This is a genomic window from Terribacillus jepli (assembly GCF_047228925.1).
In the GTDB taxonomy this organism is placed as follows: Bacteria; Bacillota; Bacilli; order Bacillales; family Amphibacillaceae; genus Terribacillus.
Genome location: NZ_JBFEGH010000001.1, coordinates 42,917 through 67,581 on the forward strand (window position 1 = coordinate 42,917; position 24,665 = coordinate 67,581).

The 24,665-nt window shown below is 45.4% G+C and carries 23 protein-coding genes and 1 other annotated feature; of the genes, 19 read left to right on the forward strand and 4 right to left on the reverse strand.

Going from position 1 to position 24,665, the window contains the following annotated elements:
* Nucleotides 1-73 precede the first annotated feature (73 nt).
* From mnmE to AB1K91_RS00255, 6 genes are all read left to right on the forward strand, one after another.
* Nucleotides 74-1,450, forward strand: coding sequence for a tRNA uridine-5-carboxymethylaminomethyl(34) synthesis GTPase MnmE (gene mnmE, locus AB1K91_RS00230; protein ID WP_413087333.1), 1,377 nt, complete (start codon nt 74-76; stop codon nt 1,448-1,450).
* 18 nt (nt 1,451-1,468) lie between these two features.
* On the forward strand, nt 1,469-3,355 hold the full coding sequence (gene mnmG / locus AB1K91_RS00235) for a tRNA uridine-5-carboxymethylaminomethyl(34) synthesis enzyme MnmG (RefSeq protein ID WP_413087334.1): 1,887 nt from the start codon (nt 1,469-1,471) through the stop codon (nt 3,353-3,355).
* A gap of 21 nt (nt 3,356-3,376) precedes the next feature.
* Nucleotides 3,377-4,093: a 16S rRNA (guanine(527)-N(7))-methyltransferase RsmG gene (gene rsmG / locus AB1K91_RS00240; protein ID WP_413087335.1), complete on the forward strand. Its 717-nt coding sequence runs from the start codon at nt 3,377-3,379 to the stop codon at nt 4,091-4,093.
* Between the two features lie 219 nt (nt 4,094-4,312).
* Nucleotides 4,313-5,164, forward strand: a complete 852-nt coding sequence (gene noc, locus AB1K91_RS00245; RefSeq protein WP_413087336.1) for a nucleoid occlusion protein — start codon at nt 4,313-4,315, stop codon at nt 5,162-5,164.
* A gap of 146 nt (nt 5,165-5,310) precedes the next feature.
* On the forward strand, nt 5,311-6,093 hold the full coding sequence (locus tag AB1K91_RS00250) for a ParA family protein (RefSeq protein WP_038562607.1): 783 nt from the start codon (nt 5,311-5,313) through the stop codon (nt 6,091-6,093).
* Nucleotides 6,065-6,904, forward strand: a complete 840-nt coding sequence (locus tag AB1K91_RS00255; RefSeq protein WP_413087337.1) for a ParB/RepB/Spo0J family partition protein — start codon at nt 6,065-6,067, stop codon at nt 6,902-6,904. The genes AB1K91_RS00250 and AB1K91_RS00255 overlap by 29 nt, the downstream gene beginning before the upstream one ends.
* A 57-nt stretch (nt 6,905-6,961) precedes the next feature.
* Here AB1K91_RS00255 and yyaC read toward each other — a convergent pair whose 3' ends face one another.
* Nucleotides 6,962-7,555 carry a spore protease YyaC gene (yyaC, locus tag AB1K91_RS00260; RefSeq protein ID WP_413087338.1) on the reverse strand — a complete coding sequence of 198 codons (594 nt, stop codon included), beginning with the start codon at nt 7,553-7,555 and terminating at the stop codon, nt 6,962-6,964.
* Between the two features lie 86 nt (nt 7,556-7,641).
* On the opposite strand from yyaC, the gene AB1K91_RS00265 reads away from it, so the two are divergent.
* The 8 genes from AB1K91_RS00265 to AB1K91_RS00300 all read left to right on the forward strand — a co-directional run bounded on the left by AB1K91_RS00265 (nt 7,642) and on the right by AB1K91_RS00300 (nt 14,125).
* Nucleotides 7,642-8,661 (forward strand): YkvI family membrane protein, encoded by a 1,020-nt coding sequence (locus AB1K91_RS00265; protein ID WP_413087339.1) that lies wholly within the window; start codon nt 7,642-7,644, stop codon nt 8,659-8,661.
* A 50-nt stretch (nt 8,662-8,711) separates the two neighbouring features.
* Nucleotides 8,712-9,632 (forward strand): mechanosensitive ion channel family protein, encoded by a 921-nt coding sequence (locus AB1K91_RS00270; protein WP_413087340.1) that lies wholly within the window; start codon nt 8,712-8,714, stop codon nt 9,630-9,632.
* Entirely contained in the window at nt 9,625-9,831 is a 207-nt protein-coding gene (locus AB1K91_RS00275) for a DUF951 domain-containing protein (RefSeq protein ID WP_093726332.1), read from the forward strand. The genes AB1K91_RS00270 and AB1K91_RS00275 overlap by 8 nt, the downstream gene beginning before the upstream one ends.
* 329 nt (nt 9,832-10,160) lie before the next feature.
* Nucleotides 10,161-11,261: a redox-regulated ATPase YchF gene (gene ychF / locus AB1K91_RS00280; protein ID WP_413087341.1), complete on the forward strand. Its 1,101-nt coding sequence runs from the start codon at nt 10,161-10,163 to the stop codon at nt 11,259-11,261.
* Between the two features lie 154 nt (nt 11,262-11,415).
* Entirely contained in the window at nt 11,416-11,706 is a 291-nt protein-coding gene (rpsF, locus tag AB1K91_RS00285; RefSeq protein WP_366248355.1) for a 30S ribosomal protein S6, read from the forward strand.
* 12 nt (nt 11,707-11,718) lie between these two features.
* Nucleotides 11,719-12,216: a single-stranded DNA-binding protein gene (gene ssb, locus AB1K91_RS00290; RefSeq protein ID WP_413087342.1), complete on the forward strand. Its 498-nt coding sequence runs from the start codon at nt 11,719-11,721 to the stop codon at nt 12,214-12,216.
* Nucleotides 12,217-12,236: 20 nt separating this feature from the next.
* Nucleotides 12,237-12,467: a 30S ribosomal protein S18 gene (rpsR, locus tag AB1K91_RS00295; protein ID WP_413087343.1), complete on the forward strand. Its 231-nt coding sequence runs from the start codon at nt 12,237-12,239 to the stop codon at nt 12,465-12,467.
* A 227-nt stretch (nt 12,468-12,694) separates the two neighbouring features.
* A complete protein-coding gene (locus AB1K91_RS00300) occupies nt 12,695-14,125 on the forward strand; it encodes an MDR family MFS transporter (RefSeq protein ID WP_413087344.1) in 1,431 nt (476 codons plus the stop codon).
* Nucleotides 14,126-14,152: 27 nt separating this feature from the next.
* Here the strand turns inward: AB1K91_RS00300 and AB1K91_RS00305 are convergent, their stop codons facing one another.
* Nucleotides 14,153-14,872, reverse strand: a complete 720-nt coding sequence (locus AB1K91_RS00305; protein ID WP_413087345.1) for an NAD-dependent protein deacylase — start codon at nt 14,870-14,872, stop codon at nt 14,153-14,155.
* 164 nt (nt 14,873-15,036) lie between these two features.
* Nucleotides 15,037-15,270 (forward strand) — a binding site (T-box leader).
* An 84-nt stretch (nt 15,271-15,354) separates the two neighbouring features.
* Between AB1K91_RS00305 and AB1K91_RS00310 the strand changes: the two genes are divergently transcribed.
* Both AB1K91_RS00310 and serA read left to right on the forward strand, forming a co-directional pair.
* Complete coding sequence (locus AB1K91_RS00310; RefSeq protein ID WP_413087346.1) at nt 15,355-16,512, forward strand: pyridoxal-phosphate-dependent aminotransferase family protein; 1,158 nt, start codon at nt 15,355-15,357, stop codon at nt 16,510-16,512.
* A gap of 1 nt (nt 16,513) precedes the next feature.
* Nucleotides 16,514-18,097, forward strand: coding sequence for a phosphoglycerate dehydrogenase (serA, locus tag AB1K91_RS00315; protein ID WP_413087347.1), 1,584 nt, complete (start codon nt 16,514-16,516; stop codon nt 18,095-18,097).
* 34 nt (nt 18,098-18,131) lie between these two features.
* On the opposite strand, the gene AB1K91_RS00320 is transcribed toward serA, so the two are convergent.
* Both AB1K91_RS00320 and AB1K91_RS00325 read right to left on the reverse strand, forming a co-directional pair.
* A complete protein-coding gene (locus AB1K91_RS00320) occupies nt 18,132-19,448 on the reverse strand; it encodes an APC family permease (RefSeq protein WP_413087348.1) in 1,317 nt (438 codons plus the stop codon).
* A 208-nt stretch (nt 19,449-19,656) separates the two neighbouring features.
* Entirely contained in the window at nt 19,657-20,472 is an 816-nt protein-coding gene (locus AB1K91_RS00325; RefSeq protein ID WP_413087349.1) for a histidinol-phosphatase, read from the reverse strand.
* Between the two features lie 742 nt (nt 20,473-21,214).
* On the opposite strand from AB1K91_RS00325, the gene AB1K91_RS00330 reads away from it, so the two are divergent.
* The 3 genes from AB1K91_RS00330 to rplI are packed head-to-tail and all read left to right on the forward strand — an operon-like array spanning nt 21,215 to nt 24,603.
* Nucleotides 21,215-22,153: a YybS family protein gene (locus AB1K91_RS00330; RefSeq protein ID WP_413087350.1), complete on the forward strand. Its 939-nt coding sequence runs from the start codon at nt 21,215-21,217 to the stop codon at nt 22,151-22,153.
* Nucleotides 22,154-22,189: 36 nt separating this feature from the next.
* On the forward strand, nt 22,190-24,160 hold the full coding sequence (locus AB1K91_RS00335; RefSeq protein WP_413087351.1) for a DHH family phosphoesterase: 1,971 nt from the start codon (nt 22,190-22,192) through the stop codon (nt 24,158-24,160).
* Nucleotides 24,157-24,603: a 50S ribosomal protein L9 gene (gene rplI / locus AB1K91_RS00340; RefSeq protein WP_413087352.1), complete on the forward strand. Its 447-nt coding sequence runs from the start codon at nt 24,157-24,159 to the stop codon at nt 24,601-24,603. Before AB1K91_RS00335 ends, rplI begins: the two co-directional genes overlap by 4 nt.
* The last annotated feature ends 62 nt before the right edge of the window (nt 24,604-24,665 follow it).

Below are 24,665 nucleotides of genomic sequence, written 5' to 3' on the forward strand. Positions count from 1 at the left end.
AGTGAGTACAAACTTAATCATAGCGATATGCTGTGGATAAATAGATAAGAAAAGCTAGAAAGAGGTGAAGCAGATGCAGAATGACACAATAGCAGCGATATCGACTCCTGTCGGGGAAGGTGCTATTGCCATTGTCCGGCTAAGTGGTGCAGAAGCAGTTGCCATTGCAGCCAAGCTATTTGGTGGAAAGAAGCTGACTGATGTGCCAAGTCACACGATGCATTACGGAAAGTTGATTGATCCGGCAACTGGCGAAGTTGCAGAAGAAGTGATGGTATCGGTTATGAAGGCGCCGAAAACATTCACTCGTGAAGATGTTGTCGAAATCAACTGTCACGGCGGTCTTGTTTCCGTCAACCGCGTGTTGGAGCTTGCGTTGCAGGAAGGTGCACGGCTGGCAGAGCCGGGTGAATTCACCAAGCGGGCATTCCTTAATGGCCGGATTGATTTGTCACAGGCAGAGGCTGTCATGGATCTTATTCGTGCGAAGACAGATCGAGCGATGAATGTTGCCCTTAAGCAGATGGATGGCAGACTATCCCGTTTGATCCAAAAGCTCCGCCAGGAATTATTGGAAACGGTAGCGCATGTCGAGGTGAATATCGATTATCCAGAGTACGATGATGTGGAAGAGATGTCCCACAACATGATGATCGAAAAAACGCAATATGTGTATGAAGAGATTGAAAAGCTGCTTGAGATGGCTAAGCAAGGAAAGATATTGCGGGAAGGTTTGGCCACAGCCATCATCGGCCGTCCCAACGTCGGAAAATCATCCTTGATGAACGCGCTTGTGCATGAGAATAAGGCGATTGTTACGGAAATAGCAGGTACGACACGAGATGTCATCGAAGAATACGTCAATGTGCGTGGAGTACCTTTGAAACTGGTCGATACAGCTGGAATCCGTGAAACAGAGGATATCGTGGAGCGAATTGGTGTAGAGCGTTCCCGTCAGGTCTTGAAGCAAAGTGATCTCATTTTGCTTGTGCTGAACTACGGAGAAGCATTATCTGATGAGGATCGGCAATTATTTGAAGCTGTTGCTGGACTGGATGTCATCGTCATTGTCAATAAAACGGATCTTTCCCAGCAAATTGATTTGGAAGAAGTCCGCAAGCTGGCAGGTGATCGTCCAGTGATCACGACAGCATTGATCGAAGAAAAAGGAATCGACGAATTGGAGCTTGCCATCAAAGATACCTTCTTTGCAGGGGAAATCGATGGCGGCGATTTAAGTTATATATCAAATGTACGGCATATCCAGCTTTTGAAACAAGCACTATCTTCGCTTCGGGAAGCGATGAGTGGTATCGAAATGCAAATGCCGATGGATATCGTCCAGATAGATGTGACAAGAACATGGGAATTGCTCGGTGAAATCATCGGGGATACCGTGCATGAAAGCTTGATTGATCAACTGTTTTCACAGTTTTGCTTAGGAAAATAAAAAAAGGAGAGAATGAACATGACATACGATGCTGGGCATTATGATGTCATCGTCATAGGTGCAGGACATGCTGGCTGTGAAGCTGGTGTGGCGGCAGCAAAAATGGGCGCCAATACGCTGATGCTGTCCATGAACCTTGACATGACAGGATTCATGCCATGTAATCCATCTGTCGGCGGCCCTGCAAAAGGTGTCGTAGTGCGCGAAATCGATGCGCTCGGCGGTGTGATGGGTAAAGTAATCGATAAAACGTATATCCAAATGCGTATGCTCAACACAGGTAAAGGTCCTGCTGTTCGTGCATTGCGGGCACAAGCGGATAAACCGCTGTATATCACTGAAATGAAAAAAACATTGGAAAGCCAAGAAAATCTGACGCTGCGTCAAGGTATGGTTGACCGTCTTATCATCGAAGATGGCGTCTGCAAGGGTGTCATCACAGAAACGAAAGCAGCTTACTATGCCAAGACTGTCGTCATCACTACTGGAACATTCATGCGCGGGCGTGTCATCATCGGGGATATTTCCTACGAGAGCGGTCCGAACAACCAGCGTGCATCTGTTACGTTGTCAGAGCATCTTGAAGAACTAGGTTTGGAAATGGTCCGTTTCAAGACTGGTACACCGCCGCGTGTAAACAGCCGTTCCATCGATTATTCCAAAACAGAAATTCAGCCGGGAGATGAAGAACCGCTTGCGTTCTCTTATGAAACGACCGAATTCATCACGGATCAGATCCCGTGCTGGCTGACGTACACGAATGAATTCACACACAATATCATCAATGAAAACCTAGGCCTATCCGCTATGTATTCCGGAATGATCAAAGGAACAGGACCACGCTATTGCCCATCCATCGAGGATAAAGTCGTACGTTTCAACGATAAACCGCGCCACCAGATCTTCTTGGAACCTGAAGGACGCAACACGGAGGAAGTATATGTCCAAGGACTATCCACTTCCTTGCCGGAATATGTCCAAAAAGAAATGCTGCAAACAATCCCTGGTTTGGAAAAAGCGGAAATCATGCGTGCCGGCTATGCCATCGAGTATGATGCCATGGTTCCGACACAACTATGGCCGACTTTGGAAACGAAAAAGATCCCTGGTCTTTACACAGCGGGCCAAATCAATGGAACATCCGGCTATGAAGAAGCATCCGGCCAAGGAATCATGGCTGGTATCAATGCCGCCGCCAAAGCACTTGGCAAAGATCCGGTTATTCTGGACCGTTCCCAAGCCTACATCGGTGTCATGATCGATGATTTGGTGACCAAAGGAACAAATGAACCTTATCGCCTGCTGACATCACGTGCGGAGTACCGTTTATTGCTCCGTCATGATAATGCGGATATGCGTCTGACCGAGATCGGATATGAAATCGGGATGATCGGCGACGAACGTTACGCTCGCTTCCAAGAGAAAAAACGCCTGATCGAAGAAGAGCGGAAACGATTGGAAGGAATCATCATCAAAACAGAACCGCATGTGCTGGAACTAATGGACGAAGTGGGATCTGTCATGAAAGAAGCACAGCGAGCATCTGACCTATTGAAACGTCCTGAAATCAAATACAGTTTGATCGAAAAAATAGTTCCTGCAGACAAAGACCTGCCTGCCGATGTAAAAGAACAAGTTGAAATCCAGACGAAGTATGAAGGGTATATCACGAAATCCATGCAGCAAGTAGAGCGTATGAAACGCATGGAAGATAAGAAGATACCGGATACCATCAATTATGACGATGTCAGCGGTCTTGCAACGGAAGCCCGTGAAAAATTGAAGAAAGTACGTCCGCTATCTGTCGGCCAGGCTTCCCGGATTTCAGGCGTAAACCCTGCTGATGTTTCCATCCTGCTCGTATATATCGAACAAGGTGGTCACGTGAAAGCAGCGAATCAATAATCTGTCGAAAAGAGGTACAGAATGAACCAAGCAGATTTTCTACAACAATTGGATCAGCAAGGCATCACGATATCGGAAAAGCAGCAAAAACAGCTGGAGGATTATTTCCATCTGTTGGTCGAATGGAATGAAAAGATGAATTTGACAGCTATCACAGACAAGGAGGAAGTGTACTTAAAGCACTTCTATGACTCGATTTCCGCGGCTTTTTTCTACAATTTCAAAGGAGATGAAAGCATCTGTGATGTCGGGGCGGGAGCAGGATTTCCATCCATTCCGCTAAAAATCGTCTTTCCGGGACTGAAGGTGACGATTGTCGACTCGCTGAAAAAAAGAATCACCTTTCTTAATGAGCTTGCATCGAAGCTTGGCTTGTCAGATGTCGCTTTTTATCATGACCGAGCAGAGAATTTCGGAAAAAATGATGCTTTTCGTGAATCATTCGATTTGGTCACGGCAAGGGCTGTAGCACGTATGTCGGTACTGTCAGAGCTTTGTCTGCCGCTTTGCCGGACGAAAGGTCATTTTATCGCCATGAAAGGACCTAGCCTGGAAACCGAACTACGTGAAGCGGAACCGGCGATTGAGGTACTGGGGGGCGAATTGGTGGAGAGCTATACATTCGATCTGCCAGAAGAAGGCGGCGAGCGAAATATCGCCATCATTGCCAAACGTCGCAAGACACCGAAGAAGTACCCGCGTAAAGCAGGGGTTCCCAATCGTGAACCAATTGTTTAAACAACAGAAAATTAGTGGATGAAGTGCCACACAAGCTTACCATTCTCACCCAATCTATGATAAAATAGTAGATAAGGAACTGGCTCGGCTTATGTTAAGCGCAGCAGCTTCTACAGTAGAACTGCTGCGCCTTTTTATACATGTTTCACGTGAAACATTTACTATTCCTTATGTACCTGCTTGCTAGATTAGGATTGTAAAAAAAGGTGGTGTCTGAGGATGTTACACCCATTCAGCCGCATATTTGGGCTAGGTGATAAATCGGATTCAGCAGAAACGGAAAACGATGCGCATCAGGACGAAGTAGTAAACCTTCGGGTTCAGGATATTGTCCCGAACCAATACCAACCAAGAACCGTTTTCCAAGAAGAAAAAATCAAAGAACTGGCTCAGACGATCCGCACGCATGGCATCATCCAGCCAATCGTTGTCCGGAAAAATACTGAAGGCAGCTATGAATTGATTGCAGGTGAGCGTCGCTGGCGTGCAGTCCAGACTTTGGAATGGGAAACAGTGCCTGCCATCATTCGTGACATGTCGGATACAGAGACTGCTTCTGTAGCACTGATAGAAAATCTGCAGCGGGAAGAGCTGACGGTTATCGAAGAAGCACTCGCATACGAGCGCTTGTTGGAGCTGCACTCTTTGACTCAGGAAGCATTGGCGCAGCGTCTGGGCAAAAGCCAATCTACCATTGCCAATAAGATGCGGTTATTAAAGCTGCCGGAATCTGTGCAGCAAGCTTTATTGGAAAAGAAAATTACAGAGCGGCACGCTCGTGCGCTGATTGTGTTAAAAGATGCAGAAAAACAAGAGTTGATTTTGCAGGAAATCATCGATAAAGAATTGAATGTAAAAGAAACAGAGGCACGCATCGCCCGTATCATGAATGCTCAACCGAAAAAGAAACGTCCGAAGCTAAAGGGTGTCAACAAGGATATGCGCATTGCAATGAACACGATTCGCCAATCACTATCCATGGTTACCGACACAGGCATCAACTTAGAAACAGAAGAAGAAGATTTGGACGATTATTATCAAATTACAATTAAAATCCCGAAAAAGTCATGAATAAGCTCCTGTAGTATCCCCATCTTTCAACAAGATGGGTTTTTATATAGGAAAAGGGAGCTAACTTTTCGAAATCTTGAATTTATCCGTCGGACTCTCTGAAAAAATGATAGAATAAATGTATTGAGTTTGAGGTAGGTGACACCATGGGCAAAGTAATCGCAATCGCAAATCAAAAGGGCGGGGTGGGAAAGACAACCTCCAGCGTCAATTTGAGTGCTTGCCTGGCTTTTTTAGGAAATAAAGTGTTGCTTGTAGACATTGACCCGCAAGGAAATGCTACAAGCGGTGTTGGTGTGAACAAAGCAGATGTCGAAAATTGTGTATACAACGTCCTAGTTGAGGATATGGAGGCCGAAAAAGTCCTTGTATCAACTGCTGTTGATAATTTGGACGTCATTCCGGCTACCATTCAGCTTGCAGGAGCCGAGATCGAGCTGGTACCGACGATCTCAAGAGAAGTCCGTCTGAAGAAGGCGATTGATAGTGTGAAAGACAATTATGATTATGTCATCATCGATTGTCCGCCTTCCTTAGGATTGCTGACTTTGAATTCGCTGACAGCGGCAGATACTGTCCTCATCCCGGTGCAATGTGAATACTATGCGTTAGAAGGACTGAGTCAGCTATTAAATACCATTCGCCTTGTCCAGAAGCATTTGAACAAGCATTTGATGATTGAAGGCGTATTATTGACAATGCTGGATGCTCGTACAAATCTTGGTATCCAAGTCATTGAAGAAGTGAAGAAATATTTCCAGGATAAAGTGTATCAGTCAATCATTCCAAGAAATGTGCGGCTGGGAGAAGCACCGAGTTATGGTCAGCCGATCATTATTTATGATCCGAAGTCGCGTGGTGCAGAAGTTTATTTAGACTTAGCAAAGGAAGTGATGGCGCATGGCCAAAGGGTTGGGGAAAGGTCTTAATGCTTTCTTTCCGGAATTGGAAATGAAGGAAGAAGATCAGATTCAGGAAATTGCAATCAAAGAATGCCGAGCGAATCCATATCAACCGCGTAAAGTCTTCTCTGCTGATGCCATTGAGGAATTGAAGCAGTCCATCCAGGAATATGGTATCCTGCAGCCACTCATTGTCCGCAAAAGCATCAAAGGTTATGAGATAGTAGCAGGAGAAAGAAGATTCCGTGCCGCAAAAGCAGCGGGTCTGAAAAAAGTGCCTGTCATCGTCAAAACACTGGATGATGAAAAGATGATGGAACTTGCTTTGTTAGAAAACTTGCAAAGGGAAGATCTCACGCCGATCGAAGAAGCACAGGCTTATTCCAATCTGATGAAAGAATTGGATATTACACAAGAAATCTTATCAAGACGATTAGGGAAGAGTCGGTCGCACATAGCAAATCTTATTCGTCTATTGACCCTCCCGACTGAAATAAGTGACCTTATTAACCAAGGAAAACTTTCCATGGGGCATGGACGTGCTTTGTTAGGTTTGAAAGATAAAAAGAAAATACAGCCGCTAGTTGAAAAAATACAGAATGAGGCCCTGAATGTCCGGCAGGTGGAGCAGCTCATCATCAAGATGAACAAAAATCTGCCGGAACCGGAAAGGAAGAAACCTGTAAAGGATATTTTCCTTGTCCAGACTGAGTCACAGTTGCGGAACCAATTTGGAACGGACGTAACCATTCATCGCGGCAAACGAAAAGGGAAGATTGAAATTCAGTTCTTCTCCGATGAAGATTTAGAACGCATCTTAAATGTGTTAAATAAATAAAGCCAATAGGAGCTCGTGCTTCTTTTGGCTTTTTTTGTTTGTTTCACGTGAAACATATCAATTTTCGGCGGCAGTTGTGTCGGGTGATAGAAGTGGTACTTGTTTACGATCTATGGCAAGTAAAAGTGCACTTATCTTGTACGCAAGCTGCATGACAAGGTGCAATCGCGTGTTTTGCAGTACAAAATACTCCATATCCCCACTAGCATTAACGATACCGGTTATTTGGGCATCACCTACGGCAGGAAGGTTCTTTTTCAATGCCGCCCCCGGTCGTAGAGGTGTAGGGGACACAATGATGGAACCTATGGAAGTTGTTCTGCCTAAGCAAGCGTCAATGGCTATTATATAAGCATTTGGATGCTTCTCCATGATCATTTGCAGTCGTTCCACCAGATTGACGGCATGGACGGGAGATTCCAGTGTTCCATAGACTTGGAGCCTATTCAATGGTTTTTCTGTCAGGAATGAACCAATGATTGGGCCCAATGCATCTCCAGTCGAACGATCCGTACCGATACAAAGAACGACAATCTCCCGGTCATCAGGAATCCATGAGCTGATTGTTTCATAAGCTTTACTCATAAGAAGGGGGTCTTGGTAGTCACAGCGGAACTCCTTTTTTTTCGTAAATATTCTCTTCAGGCTCATAGCTTATCCTCCATACACATATTGGTAATAGTATATAGCTTTTCTACTTTTTCTATACGTGTTCATATGAAATTGGAGGGACTGTGATGTGGGTTGCTGGGATGAAATGGATGTTTTTGATATTGGCGACATTAATAGGAGCTGGATATGCGTCAGGAAGAGAGATCTGGCAATTTTTTGGCTATGAAAGTGGACTGGCTATCATTATTTTCACTGTATTATTTTCTATATGCAGCTATGTTATCCTGCATATCAGTTTTACCGAGAAGAGTGCGCATTACTTTCCGGTGTTGGAGAGGCTTGTTGGCAGAAGATTGGCGGCCCTCTATGATGTGCTGATCGTTTTCTATTTGTTTACAGTGACAGTTGTCATGATTGCTGCTGGAGGTGCCACTGGCATGATGTATCATATTCCCAACTGGCTCGGCATCCTGTTCATATCGCTTATGATTGTCCTGATCTTCATATCAAATGTTGAAGGCGTCGTTTCGATGAATAGTTATATCCTGCCTATTTTAGTCGGCGGTCTCGTCATCGTGCTTTTAGTTTATACAAGAGATGAACAGATTGATTTGTTCCTGGATTGGCGGAAACAAGCGAATTGGCAGGCTGCATTTCCATTCACTGCATTGAATATCCTTCCCGTCGTTGCCGTCATTGGAGCAATTGGCAAACAAATGAAAGGGAAGGGGGAGTTATGGATTGCAAGTATCGGAAGCGGACTCATCATTGGTGCACTGACGTATTTATACAATAATGACCTTATGCATATAAGTCATGCAATCCCAAACTACGATATTCCGCTGTTCTACATTCTGAAGAATTATCCCTCTATCGTTTTAATCGGAATCAGTATCGTATTATGGCTCGCCATCTATACGTCGGCTGTTTCCGGAGTGCTGGGCATCGTCTCAAGATTCCAAACAAAGTGGAGGGGGCCGCTGTGGCTGCAAGCTGCTGTTCTTATTACGCTTATGCTGCCACTTACACAGCTTGGATTTACAGACTTGATAGCTTTGATGTACCCGCTTTTTGGCTTTGCTAATCTCTATATTCTTTCGGCAATCCTCGTATATCCATTACTAAATCGTTACAAAATGAAATAGAAATTTGATAATATATAAAGAAAACAAACGGACGAGGAGATTTAGAAATCATGAATGTAGAGGAGCAGTGGACCAGTATTTACGACTATTTGTCGAGCGCGGAGCTTTGGACCACAATTGGCTTGGCAGTCTTGAAGATCGTCATGATCATTATATTGTCCATGGTTGTTGTGCGTGTAGCCAATAATATTGTGGAGAGAACTTTCAATAATTCTTTTAGGGAAAAGGCAAAAATAAAATCTCCGATAGTGTCTGAGCGACGAGAGAATACATTGAAAAAACTGATTCAAAATATAATTACTTATGTAGTATATTTCACTGCTGTTGTAATGGTATTATCTCAGCTTGGATTGAATATCGGAGCGTTGATTGCAAGTGCAGGTATTGCTGGCTTAGCGATCGGTTTCGGTGCTCAGAACTTAGTCAAGGATATTATCAGCGGTTTCTTTATCATTTTTGAGAACCAATTCTCCGTAGGTGATAATATCCAGACCGCTGGCGTCAGGGGCGACGTGGAAGAGATTGGCTTGCGGACATGTAAGATTCGGAGCTGGACAGGCGAATTGCATATCATCCCGAATGGAAACATCACACAAGTGACCAACTTCTCCGTGCATAATAGTTTAGGGGTATTGGATATCAATGTTCCTTACGAGGCCGATTTGCAACTGGCTGAAGAAGTCATCATGCAGGTGTTAGTGGAGATGCCAGCTGAATACCCGGAAATTCAATCAACACCCCAGTTGTTGGGAGTTGAGACGTTATCTACTTCGCATATTGTTTTACGTGCTATTATCGAAACATTGCCGATGGAACATTTTGGCGTAGCGAGGGAAGCAAGGAACCGCATTAAAACAAAACTGCTGGAACGAAATATCAGTATTCCAGCTCCTAGATTGGTCATGTATAATAAACAGGAAGCAGAAGAACTCATGCAGGAAAGTGCCATAAGGGGGAGTGCTCGTGAGTGACAAAGTCTATCAGCTCAATGATGTGGTGCAAATGAAAAAGGCCCATCCATGTGGTGAAAATCGCTGGAAAATCATCCGGTTGGGAATGGATATCCGGATTAAATGTGAAGGCTGTGGTCATAGCGTACTCATTCCTCGAAAAAAATTCGAGACAAAAATGAAAAAAGTGTTAGAGCACGCAGAAGAACCGACAAATTAATAGTGTTTCACGTGAAACATAGAAGCTTGGCTGATGTTGTCATCGGACAGGCTTTTTTTGTCCAATAAAAAACAAGTTTTACTACTATCAACAAGTATATAAAAGACCGAAATCCTTACATAATTTTGCTGTTTCATACAGAATAGTGTACTCTAGAAGTACGTATGTTTACTTGGACAAAGTAAGGGCAAACTGGCATGCTTAGCGTAAGTCAGTTACCGGTGCTGCCCCATCTTCCCTGCCCTTGGGCGGAGTGTTCAGTAAGCAGATCTATTTTGGTTCGCTGTTCGATGAAAAGCGGCCAGGACACTTAAGGAGTGGAAGATTACATGGCTTTAACAGCAGGTATTGTCGGATTACCGAACGTCGGTAAATCCACATTGTTCAACGCGATTACACAGGCGGGGGCGGAATCTGCCAACTATCCGTTCTGTACGATCGATCCGAATGTCGGCATTGTAGAAGTCCCGGATTCACGTTTAAATAAATTGACTGAACTGGTCAAACCGAAGAAAACCATCCCAACAGCGTTCGAATTCACGGATATCGCAGGTATCGTGAAAGGTGCGAGTAAGGGAGAGGGGCTTGGCAACCAGTTCCTATCACACATCCGACAAGTAGACGCAATCGTTCACGTTGTTCGCTGCTTCGATGATGAAAATATCACGCATGTCTCCGGTAAAGTCGATCCTATCGATGATATCGAAACAATCAATCTAGAACTGATTTTTGCAGATCTTGATTCTGTTAATAAACGTCTGCAGCGTGTAGAAAAGCTTGCACGCCAAAAAGACAAAGAAGCTGTCGCAGAACAAGAAGTACTATCCAAGATCAAGGATGCACTGGAGAATGAACAGCCTGCTCGTGCGCTGGAATTCACGGATGAACAGCAGAAGATTGTGAAAGGCTTGCATCTTTTGACAAGCAAACCAGTTTTGTATGCTGCCAATGTAAGTGAAGAAGAAGTAGCGGATACGTCTGCCAATGAAAATCTTGCAAAAGTCCGGGAGTTTGCGGCAAACGAAGGTGCGCAGGTAATTGTGGTCTGTGCGAAGATCGAGTCAGAAATTGCTGAGCTTGAAGGAGAGGAAAAAGAAATGTTCCTCGAAGAGTTGGGCATTCCAGAGTCCGGCTTGGATCAGCTGATCAAGGCTTCTTACAGTTTGCTTGGTTTGGCTACTTATTTCACAGCTGGAGAGCAGGAAGTGCGGGCTTGGACCTTCAAAAAGGGAATCAAAGCGCCTCAAGCTGCAGGTATCATTCATACTGATTTTGAGAAAGGATTCATCCGGGCAGAAACCGTATCCTATGATGACCTTGTGGATGCAGGTTCCATGGGTGTTGCAAAAGAACGCGGCAAGGTCCGTTTGGAAGGTAAAGAGTATTTGGTGCAAGACGGAGATGTCATGCATTTCCGCTTTAACGTGTAAGGTCGGATCCTCATCTTGCTAATATGCATAATAAACTTGCTTAACGGCAGATAATTTGCTATAATTCATCATTGTGAGTAATTACGTTTTTACAGATTACTCCTTGCTCTTATGAAAGATAAGAGCCGTTAAGTCCAAAAGGAGGTGCAAACGGATGAGAGAATACGAAATCATGTACATCGTCCGCCCAGATATCGAGGAAGAAGCTAAAACAGCTCTAGTTGAGCGTTTCAACGGAATCCTAACTGATAACGGTGCGGAAATCGTGAAAGTTGACGAGAAAGGCAAGAAACGTCTTGCTTATGAAATCAACGACTATCGTGATGGCTACTATTACGTCATTAATCTAAACGGCGAAGAAGCCGCTATTAATGAATTCGACCGTCAAGCGAAGTTCTCTGATGATATCATTCGTCAGATGGCTATTCGTCTAGACGAGAAATAAGGAGGGGTTCTGATGTTAAATCGTGTCGTACTTGTCGGCAGATTAACCAAGGATCCGGACCTGCGTTACACACCAAATGGAGTGGCAGTTGCCAACTTTACCTTAGCAGTAAACCGTCCTTTCTCTAATCAGTCAGGCGAACGTGAGGCAGATTTCATTAACTGTGTTGTATGGAGACGTCCGGCTGAAAATCTGGCGAACTTCATGAGCAAAGGAAGTCTGGTTGGCGTCGATGGCCGTGTCCAAACGAGAAGCTTTGATAATCAAGAGGGCAATCGTGTATACGTAACGGAAATCGTTGCGGACAGCGTGCAGTTCCTTGAGTCTAAAGGCAGCTCTCAAGGAGGCGGACAAGGTTCTTCTGGATACCAAAATCAGAACTCGAACTTCAACAACAACAATAATAACTTCAATAGCAACAACAATAACTATAATCGAAATAACGACCAAGATCCTTTCCGTGATAAAGGGGAACCGATCGATATTTCCGATGATGATCTACCATTTTAATTTAAGGGAGGCAATCTGACATGGCAGCACGTCGTGGTCGCGCGAAGCGCAGAAAAGTATGTTATTTCACAGCAAATGGCATCACTTACATCGATTACAAAGACGTTGATTTGCTAAGACGTTTCATCTCCGAGCGTGGAAAAATTCTTCCTCGCCGTGTGACTGGAACTTCTGCAAAATACCAACGTAAATTGACAGTTGCAATTAAACGAGCTCGTCAAATGGCTCTATTGCCATACGTGAGCGAGTAATGCAAGGAGAGCACCATCCTTATGGATGGTGCTTTTTTGATATATCTCAACAGTTGCAAATTGCACGGAAAGTCCCTGTAACAGGGGCTTATTTTTTTTGTTAGTTTTCAGAATTTAGTTAATTTGATCATATGCCCGGATTATGAACAAGATGCTTGAATCTGATTTCAAAACTTCTATAATGGAAAAAGTTGATTATGAATCTATCAGAAGAAAGGAGCATCTACATGGCTGCTACTACACAAACAATCGATAAACATGTGCAAGTGGAAAACCGGATTCCGTTGATTATTGTCTTGATGGTGGGGAATTTCATTGCACTGATAAACGAAACTGTTATGAATGTCGCTTTGCCCAATATAGAAGAAACCCTTGGAATCCAAACGACAACTGCACATTGGCTTTCTACAGGATATATGCTGACGATTGGTATTCTCATTCCGATCAGTGCATATTTGATGCAGCGTTTCACGACTCGCCAGTTGCTGCTTACTGCGTTATCGTTTTTCTTTGTTGGAACGCTGATTGCCGGTATTGCTCCTAACTTTGCCATATTATTGCTCGGACGTGTGGTTCAAGCTTCTGGTTCGGGGATCATCATTCCGCTAGTGACGACAGTGATCATCACGATCACTCCGCTGGCCAAGCGTGGTTCGATGCTTGGGTTGCTGATGGTTGTGATTTTGTTTGCACCAGCGATCGGTCCTGTATTTTCGGGGCTTGTTGTGGAACAGGCTTCTTGGCGTTATGTATTTCTTAGTGTGCTGCCGCTGACGCTTGCGCTGCTTGGATTTGCTGCATATTATGTTCGCAATGTACTGGAGACGAAGCGTACGAAAATCGATATACTGTCTGTTGTTTTGGCGGTGATCGGTTTTGGTTCGATTGTGATTGGTTTCAGCAGTGCTGGTGCAGAAGGATGGACCAGTCCGCTTGTGCTAGGTGCATTATTGATCGGTCTGGTTGCTATTGCGTATTTTGCTTACCGCCAATTCAACTTGGGGACGCCGATGCTTGATTTGCGACCATATAAGAATAAGAACTTCCTGATGGCGATTTTGGTGACAATCACAGTCATGATGTGCTTTTTCGCTGCGATGATTCTTTTGCCTATATTCATGCAGGATGCTTTGGGAATCAGTGCCTTTGATTCCGGAATCGTACTATTCCCTGGCGGTATCATGATTGCTGTGATGGCATTGCTCACAGGCAGGCTGTCTGATCGGTTCGGGCCGAAACCATTTGCCATCACAGGAACAGTCCTGTTAGTGGGTATGATCGCTTTGATGACGACTATCTCGACTGATACGTCCATGCTGCAGTTTACTTTGCTGTACGTTGGCTTTACCTTTGCGATTGGATTGATTCTGACTCCAATGACGACATTAGGTCTCAATCAGCTGACAGAGGAGCTTTATTCTCATGGGAGTGCTTCTTTGAACGCTTTCAATCAAATATCCGGGGCAATCGGTCCGGCGCTTTTCATCACCTTGATGAGCAGCGGGAGCCAAGCTGTATCCGCCCAGGGTGCAAGTCATGCTATGACAGCCGGTGTGCAGTTTGCTTTCACTATTGCGGGTGTCTTCGCGATAGCTGCAGTCGTATTCGTCTTGCTTGTCAAACAAACCAAACCTGCTCACCATTATCAATATGAATAAGAAATAGCGAGTTCCCGAGGGAGCTCGCTATTTTTGCAGCTGCTGTATGGCTTTGGATAGATCATCATGTATGACGACATCAAAGAGCTCATCCATGACCGTTGGTTCTCGATTGATCAAAATAGATGGCTTGCCGAGTGAATTGGCATACTCAGGGAGTAGGTTGAATGGACTGACGAGCAGGGAAGTTCCTAGTACGAGTACCAGCTCACTTTGCTGTATTGCCTTTTCTGCACTGTCATGTTCTGTGATGGGATCGCCAAACAAGACGACGCCAGGTTTCAACACATGACCGCATTTTTCACAAATAGGAGTGTCTGTTTCCAATAGAAAAGGTAAGTCATAGGATCTGCTGCAGTTTGGACAAGTTGCACTATTCAACGTTCCGTGGTATTCGATGACACGTTCATTGCCTGCGAGTGTATGGAGGCCGTCGACATTCTGCGTGATGACAGTGATTTGTTTTCCATGCACTTCTAAATATCTGAGATAGCGATGTACGTGGTTCGGACCATAATCTTTAAGCAGTTTTACTCGGAAAATATCTTTGTATTTCTGCCAGAAATCTACGGGATCTTTATGAAAATAGTGATTGGAGATATAGTATTCCCGGGCTTCATCAGCGGTCCAAAGGCCAGTGGTGGAGCGGAAATCAGGAATACCGCTGGCAGTGGATACACCGGCTCCGGTCAGGACCGCCACCGATGAGGCATCTGTGATCATTTTAGCTGCTGTTTCAAATTGCATGTTTCGTACCTCCAGCTAATTTTTTATTTTTCCAGTATAGCAAAAAAGTCCGTGATAAGCAGATTACATCAAAATCCGAACAATCCGATTTGGTAAAATTATTAGAAAATGTATTGACAATAGCTGTGTGTCTGCTATGATAAATAAAAAAATTGAACCAAAACATAACTATGTTGATGAAGATCATACCTTTGTTCGTGATTATCCAAGAGAGCTAGTGGCTGGTGCGAACTAGCATAATCCATCAAAGGGCAGCACTTCTGAATAGGCAGACTGAATCTAGTAGGTTTGTCCGGCATATGCCCGTTACGCATAGCTTCAACGAAGGCTGTCATGTGCAAGCAGACAGTGAAAAAGGGTGGCACCGCGTGAGTAGATCCAAGCTTTTCGCCCCTTACTTATCAGGTAAGGGGGCGGAAGGCTTTTCTTATGGGCTCTTTTACCTGTGAAGATATCTTACAATCCAAGGAGGAAAAGAAATTATGTTACCAGATCAGCTTTTACTACGTATTCCAGGACCATCACCGATTCCGCCAAGTGTACAGCGCGCAATGAGCCAGCCGATGATCGGCCATCGCGGTGCGGAGACGACTGCTTTGCTGCAGCGTATCAAGCCAAAATTGAAGCCCGTATTCGGTACAGAACTGGATGTATTGCTTGTGACTGGCAGCGGAACAGCTGGACTGGAAGCAGCAGTCGCCAATACTTCTAAGCCGGGAGATGAAGTGCTGATTATAGTTGTGGGTGCTTTTGGCGATCGGTTTGTGAAGATAGCCCAGGCATATCAGCTTGGAGTCCATCGCTTGGATGTGACATGGGGAGAAGCAGCAAATCCGGAAGATATCAGAGAATATTTAAAGGAACATCCGGAAATCAGCTCGGTTTTTGTCACATATTGTGAAACGTCCACAGGAGTGCTGAACCCAATCAAGGAAATCGCGGAAGCTGTTCATGAAGTTTCAGAGGCTTTGGTCATCGTGGATGGCGTATCCTGTGTAGCAGGTGCCGAGACGGAATTTGATGAATGGGGTATCGATATTCTGGTGACAGGCACACAGAAAGCATTCATGCTTCCAGGCGGAATGTTTTTCGCTGTAGTAAGTGACCGGGCTTGGCGAGTGATTGAAGCTAATCCGCAGCCGCGATTTTACTTGGATTTGACGAAGTATCGTGATGGGCTGGAAAAAGACAGCACACCTTTTACGCCGGCCTTATCCATTTTGTTCGGACTGGAGCAAGTGCTGGCATTGCTTGAGGAAGAAGGACTGGAGCAGGTGTATAAAAGACATCGGCTGATGCGGGACATGACACGGGCTGCTTTCAGGGCATTGGATGTACCGCTGCTTGTAGAAGATGCTTATGCATCTCCGACAGTTACGGCAATCAAACCTTCAGATTTTGATGCCGAACTGCTCCGCAAGCAAGTGAAGCAGGACTTCAACTTGGCATTTGCAGGTGGTCAGCAGCATATGAAGGGTGAAATTTTCCGGATCGGTCATATGGGATATTGCTCTCCGGCAGATGTGCTGCAGATAATCGGGGCAGTTGAAATCGGCCTTGTGAAAATTGGCAAGCAAATAACATTGGGTGCAGGAACGGCAGCAGCACAGCAAATCTACTTGGAACAAGGGGCGAAATGACATGACATACCGCGTATTGATCAGTGATCCGTTGAGTGAAGAAGGCATGGCACCATTGACACAAGCAAATGACTTTGACGTTACAGTGGAGACCGGGATGAATGAAGCACAACTCATCCAGAAGATCGGTGACTATCATGCAATGCTAGTCCGCAGCCAGACAACCGTCACACGGGCAATCATGGAAGCTGCACCGAATCTCAAGGTGATCGGACGTGCTGGTGTCGGCGTGGATAATATCGATTTGGAAGCAGCAACAGAGCTTGGAATCGTCGTTGTCAACGCCCCGGATGGTAATACAAACTCAGCTGCTGAACATACCGTGGCGATGATGATGTCGCTTGCCCGCAACATTCCGCAGGCATTCCTTGCATTGAAGGAAGAACGCTGGGAACGCAAGCAGCATATCGGTGTGGAATTGAAAGGCAAGACACTTGGTATCGTCGGCATGGGCCGGATCGGGGCGGAAGTAGCTTATCGGGCCAAGGGGCAGCGTATGGATGTGATTGCATATGATCCGTTCCTGACCAGGGATCGAGCAGACAAGATGGGAATCGGCTATGGGACATTGGAGGAGGTTTTTGCTGCAAGTGACTTCTTGACGGTCCATACACCATTGCTGAAAGAGACAAAGCATATGATTTCCACGGAGGCGTTTGCTCAGATGAAGGATGGCGTACAGATCCTGAACTGTGCCCGAGGCGGAATCATCGATGAAGATGCGCTGTATGATGCGATCGTCAGCGGAAAAGTAGCTGGGGCAGCATTGGATGTTTTCGAGGAGGAACCGGCTGTTCATCATAAGTTGCTGGAGCTGCCGCAAGTGATTGCCACACCGCATTTGGGTGCAAGCACAGTGGAAGCGCAGGAAAACGTCGCAATCGATGTCAGCAAAGATGTGATGCAGATTCTCAAGGGCGGTCAGGCTATCCATCCAGTCAACTTTTCCTCGATTTCCCCGGAAGTCATGCGGAAAATCCAGCCGTACTTTGAACTTGCGGAAAAACTTGGAGCCTTCCTGGCCAGGACAATGCCGGATGCTATTGAAGAAGTGACAGTTTATTATGCGGGTGACCTGGCAGACCAAGAGGTGGCTCCGCTGACGCGGAACACAGTAAAAGGCTTGCTGCAGCGTTATTTAGGGAATGTGAATGAAGTCAATGCGACGCACCTTGCCAAAAAACGAGGTATTACGATCAATGAACAAAAGACTTCCACGACACGAGGCTTCACCAGCTTGGTTACAGTGGAAGCTAAATCGGCTACCGTGACGCATCAGGTAGCAGGTACACTCGTTAATGGACTAGGGGCCCGTATTGTAAAAGTGGATGACTATTATGTCGATGTGACACCTGCTGGCCATATGCTGCTTGTACGGCATAAGGATCAGCCAGGAGCTATCGGCCGAGTCGGGACCTTGCTGGCGAAATATGCGGTGAATATTGCGACGATGCAGGTAGGACGCTCGAATGAAGGCGGCCATGCGATCATGATGCTCACCGTCGATAAAGAGACGCAGGCAGATGAAGTCGAAGGTTTGAAACAGCTGGATGATATCTTTGATGTAATAGCCATCACGATATAAAAAAAGAAGCGAGCAGATCTTGTCTGCTCGCTTTTTAACGCTTACTGGCTTTCAACATGTAGAATATCGGAAGGCCGATGACTGCTATTCCGATCGAAAAGAGGCAGCTTAGGAAGTCTGTGAACAGCGTACTGATCAAGACAAACAAGGAGCCTGCAATGGCAGCAATCGGGATGAACGGGTAAAGCGGCACACTGTAGGCACGTTCTTTCCCTTTGTTTCGTTTTCGCAAGATGAAAACAGCATAGAAAGCCAGGACATAGAACATGTAAATCGTGAAAATACTCATTTCCGACAGCTTATCAGGGTTGCTGACAAGCATGAAGATGACAGAAAGCACAAGCTGGAGCAAGACCGCTGCCCAAGGTGTATGCAAGGTAGGATGCACCTTTTTCAGCAGGTTGGAAAAAGGCAGCTGACCTCGCTCAGCCATGGCGAATGGAATACGCGGGAACGTCAGGATTTTACCATTGAGACAGCCGAAGATGCTGACAATGATACCTAGGCTGACGACGATCTCGCCGGCATCACCGAGGACAAGCTTGGCAGCCGTGCTGGCAGCATTCGTATTCAAGCTGACGATTTCTGCCGCTGGCAGAATATAAAGCATCGCTGCGTTAATAAGCAGATAACAAGCTGTAACGATCAAAATACCGCCAATCATCGCTTTAGGCAACGTCTTTTCTGGATTCTTCATTTCACCGCCCATGGAGGCAAGCATGATCCAGCCGTCATAAGCGAACAATGTTGCCAGTATGGCTGCACCAAAATTCATATCGGAAATTGCTTCTGGTACGGCACTGAAAAAGTCTGCATCACCTTTCCAGAAGCCAAATACCACAATTAAAATAATCGGGAGCAGTTTGCCGATCGTCGTAACGAGCTGTACCGCTCCGCCAAATTTCGTTCCGAGAATATTGACGATACATAGGAACACGACACTTGCGATACCGATTGCAGCTGTCCATTTTGGATCCCAGCCGAATAAATTGACTAAAAGGGTGCCGAAGTAAAGTCCCAGAGCGCCGATGATGGCAGGTCCATAAAGAATCGTTTGAACCCAGCCGCAAAGGAACCCCCACAGCTCACCGTATGTTTCCTCCAAATAAGCATACAATCCGCCCGTCTTCGGAATCTGCACACCGACTTCCGCGATGGTCAGACCGCCAGCAAGCGTCAGCAATCCCCCGATCAGCCAGGCGAGCATGGCAATTTCAGAGCTGCCAGCATGGCTCAGTACAGGTCCTGGTTTCATAAACACGCCAGAGCCAATTATCGTTCCGACTACAATGGATAATCCTAGAAAAATTCCGATTTCTTTCTTTAATGCTGTGTTCTCCGGTTGATTCATGATGTCACTCCTTCTTCTGACGCAGCATACTGCATTCCTTTAGTGTAGTGATGGATATATGTAGTCCATTATAGGAAATGTGCCTGCAAATAGAAACTAGAAAAAGTATTCTGACTTGTAAGGGTTTTATGCATAAAGAAAGGAGCTTGCATCAATTTGCAGCTCCTGTTGATAATGTTTCCGCCTTGGCGGATGATTATTCATTTGTTCAGCCTAAAGGCATTGCTTTTCGCTGCCGTTTGTCGAATGTCTGGATTTCGGTATAGCCGACGCGTTTAGCGAGTTCGATTGCTTGGTCATATGCATAACCTACATGCTTGGGAGCATGCGCGTCCGAGTTGATTACGATGCCGACACCGGCATCATAGCATTTTTGCAGCAGAACCGGATCCGGATATATTTCGCCAACAGGTTTGCGCAAACCGGCTGTGCTGATCTCGATACATGTATCATTTTCAGCTAGCGCCTTTACAACACGATCGTATTCTCCTTCGATAAAGTCTTGATCATCCGGTTTATAACCGAAAATCTTGATCAAATCGATATGGCCGACAAAGCTGAATAGCTTGGACTCCGCAAGCGTGATGATTTGATCATAATAATCACGATAAGCTTGCTTCAGGTCTCGCTTTTCATATTCGTCTTTGAAAATATCAAGGTCGATTCCCCAATCCCGAATCCAATGGACAGACCCAATGACATAATCAAAAGGGTGCTGATCCAGGAATTCCGCCATTTCTGCTTCTTTGCCTGGTGTATAGTCCATCTCGATGCCCATTTTGACAGGAAGACCTGCTTGCTTGATCTCTTCAAAGAAAGCGAGATAATCCTCAAAATATAGGGTCCGGCGGTTTTCCACCCATGGATTTGATAGAATTTTATTTGTTTCCTGGAAAAAGTAAGCATGCTCGGATATGCCGAATTCCTCTATACCTTTTTCTTTGGCCGCTTTAAGGTATTCGCGGATATAATCCAAAGTGAACGAGCCTGTTTCTGCCATATGTACATGATAATCTGTCAACAAAACGTCCCACTCCCAATAATTAAGTTAAAAATATTTTGACATATTATGCGGGATGTTCCAAGAGGGATTTCTTCGTAAACATCCATATGCAGCAAATAAAAAAGCTCCGCCTGTACAGGAAGAGCTTGCCTGGAATATGGAATTAGAAGATAGAGTGCAAGTAGCCGCCGATACTACTGATTAATAGAGTTGCTGCAAGAATAGCATTGAAATGACTATTTTTCATGGTGTTCCGTTCCTTTCTTTAGGTTGAATTGTTTTATATTTACCCGTTTTTGTTTGTTTATAACCTGTTCTGATCTTGACTTAATCATAGCATGCAGAAATCTTGTACTTCTTCTAGTTTCGGTAGAAAAAATGTGTAAAAAGTGTGGAATAGAAAAACCGGCAGCATGCTTATCGCGATGCCGCCGATCTTAACGTTCGTCTCATTAGTGGCTAATGAGGTGTAAAGTATGTAGTGCCAACCTGTTGTAAGGTTGTCTCACTATTATAAAGGGTCATTCCGGAAAAATAAACAACAAATTAAGATCTTCACAAGCAAAACAATAAGACAGTTCTCTCTATGGCGAAACATTTGTTTGAATACTTGCTTTCAGGTATAATCGTGGGGTAGTAATTTTTAGGATGAAATGGCTTTTGATACGTTTTCGTCCATACAAACGAACGATAAGCACAGCCTAAGCAGCTGTGCTTTTTCTACAATCGCAAGATTACATATTTAAATGGGGTGTCACGATTCATGAATAATGCTCGAAAAATGACGGAAGGAGCTATGCTTGGGGGGATTTATCTCGTACTGCTGCTTATGGCAATATTTGTACCAGTGATCAACTTATTGGCAATGCTTGCTATGCCAATTCCGATCATCCTCTATTGGATCCGACATGGTTTTAAGTCTGGGATCTATTTTTCTGTAGCCATCCTGCTTTTTTCCTTCATCGGAACATTTGCTGGGTTTTTACTCACGACTTCAATCGTGATTGGGGCAGCAGCAACTGGTTACACCCTTCACCAAAAGCAATCCACGTATGAAGCTTTATTGAAGGGAGCTATGGGATACGCGCTTGGGTTCACGATATTCCTGGCCGGGACACAATTTGTATCGGGAATCAACATCATCGAGTTGATCCAAGACAGCTATCATAATACAATCCAGACAGTCCAATCCGAAATGGATACTCTCGGGGTGACGGTAACGGAAGAGCAGTGGGAGCAGTTTGATGCCACCTTCGATTATGTATTGGTGCTGATTCCGACAATGATCGCCGTATCCTCCTTGCTGTATGGTTTCATCTCTCAATGGCTGGCTCATCAAATCCATAATCGTCAGAGCAAACAAAGGATCCTTTATCCACCATTCCGCCGGTTCAACTTGCCGGTCATCGTATTGTTCATCTACTTTATCGGTTCATTCGCCCGCTGGTTTGAGATGGATCAGAACGGCTGGCTTTATCCGATTGTCACGAATGTCGCGGAGCTTGCCGGCATCCTGCTGGTCCTGCAGGGATTTTCATTCTTTTTCTATTTTGCCTATCAGCGCAAACTGCCGAAGGTGCTGCCGATTCTTGCGGTCGTGATCTCAGTCCTTTTCGGGCCGATACTGCTGTATCTTGTGCGTATTTTGGGTATAATTGATATAGGATTCAGGCTGCGGGAACGGATGGGCAGCAAGAAATAGCATGGTCGCGGAATTTAGGTTTAGGAGCTGACATATATGCCAGAGATATTTAAAAAACCAGCATTGAGTAAGCATTTGATCGTGACATATATACTTGCTGTCATCCTGCTAATTTGTGTGTGGTTTTATGAATGGAAGCTTGGGCTGCCGCTGACAGTGCTCCTGGCGCTGTCTTTCTTCTACAGCATACTGACGGAACAGCGAATGCAGGACCAGACGGAGGAGTATATCTCCACGATGTCCCACCGTGTGAAGAAAGTCGGCGAGGAAGCGCTCTTGGAGATGCCGATCGGCATTGTGCTGTACAGCGAGAATTATCAGATTGAATGGACGACGCCTTATATGAACAGGTTTGCGGAGGATACACTTGTGGGTGCCCCGCTGGATGAATTATCCAATGCGCTGTTACCAGCAATCAAGGACGAAAAAAACGAGGTTTGGATTACGCTTGATGATTATGATTTCCTGACAGTGATCAAAAAGGAAGAACGGCTGCTGTATTTATTCGACCGGACAAAGCAGCTGGAGATCCAAAACTTATATAATGAAGAACAGACGGTTCTAGCTATCATTTTCCTCGATAACTATGAAGAAATGACGCAAAATCTTGATGATACGGCGAAAAGTCAAATCAACTCCCGGGTGACCGCGCAATTGAATGAATGGTCGCGTCAGAAAGGCCTTTATTTGAAGCGGACATCACAGGAGAGATTCCTTGCAGTTCTCAATCAGCGTATTTTGAAGGAGCTGGAAAGGACGAAATTCGAAATCCTGGATGAAATCCGCGGGTTGATAACGGATCAGAATATACCGATCACGTTAAGTATTGGAATTGGGTCCGGCGGACAGACATTGCCGGAACTCGGTGAACTTGCACAATCAAGCCTGGATTTGGCGCTGGGCCGGGGCGGAGATCAGGTGGCCATCAAAGGAGAAGCCGGCAAGGTGCGTTTCTACGGCGGAAAGACGAATCCGATGGAGAAACGGACCAGGGTGCGGGCGCGAGTCATTTCCCATGCGCTGAAGGAATTGGTCAAGCAAAGTGAACAAGTGCTCATCATGGGGCATAAGGCGCCGGATATGGATTCGATCGGAGCTGCTATCGGTATCTTGAAAATTGCAGAAGCAAATGATATCGTCGGGCATATCGTCTTGGATAAACAAGATATCCATATAGGTGTTTCCAAGCTGATGTCTGCTATCCAAGAGGATGAAGAGCTTTGGGAACAATTTATCAGTCCGGAAGAAGCGCTTGATCGGGTGACAAAGAATACCCTTGTGGTCGTCGTCGATACGCATAAGCCGATGCTGGTGGCAGAGGAGAGACTGCTGAGCAAGACGGAGCATGTCGTTGTCATCGATCACCACCGCCGGGCAGAGGAATTCATCGAGAAGCCGACGCTTGTTTACATGGAGCCATATGCTTCCTCAACAGCGGAGCTTGTAACCGAACTATTGGACTATCAGCCTAAAAAGCTGCGATTATCCACCTTGGAAGCAAGTGCGCTGCTTGCAGGTATCATTGTTGATACGAAAAGCTTTACTCTTCGTACCGGTTCCCGTACTTTCGACGCAGCATCGTATTTGCGTTCCAAAGGCGCTGACACCGTACTCGTGCAGCGCTTCATGAAAGAGGATCTGGATACGTACGTAAAACGGGCACACCTGATTGAACATACGGATATCTACCGGGAAGGCATTGCGATCTCTGCAGCAGAAAAGGGACAGGTATTCGGGCCGGTCGTCATCGCACAGGCAGCAGATACATTGCTGACGATGGATGGTGTGAGTGCAAGTTTTGTCATTTCCGAGCGGGAAGACGGCCGCATAGGAATCAGTGCCAGGTCACTCGGTCAAGTCAATGTCCAAGTGATCATGGAGAAAATGAATGGCGGCGGGCATTTGACAAATGCCGCTACCCAGATTGCCGATACAACCGTACAGGCGGCCAAGGTCGATCTGAAGCGGATCATCGATGATTATGTTGAAGGGAGAAATGAAGAATGAAAGTCATCTTTACAGAAGACGTCAAAGGCAAAGGAAAAAAAGGACAAGTAAAAGACGTGCCGGATGGCTATGCACGTAATTACTTGCTTAAAAATAACTTGGCAGTGCCTGCAACAAAAGGCAATGTGAAAGTACAGGAAGCAAAAGAAAACAAACAGCACCAGCTGGAACTTCAGGAAGTGGAAGATGCGAAAAACCTGCGTGAAACACTTGCTGGTCTGACTGTGGAAGTAAAAGCGAAATCTGGTGAAGGCGGCCGTTTATTCGGATCCATCACAAGCAAACAGATTGCCGATGAATTGAAGAAATCACATAATATCAAGATCGATAAGCGGAAAATCGAGTTGAATGAACCGATCCGTGCCCTGGGCTACCGCGACTTGGAAGTGAAGCTGCATCCGGAAGTAACCGGCAAAGTGAAGGTGCATATCAGCGAGCAATAATTATTTTCCAACAAAATACTAGCATTTTTCCATCCCCCTTTTGACACAAAAGGGGGATATTT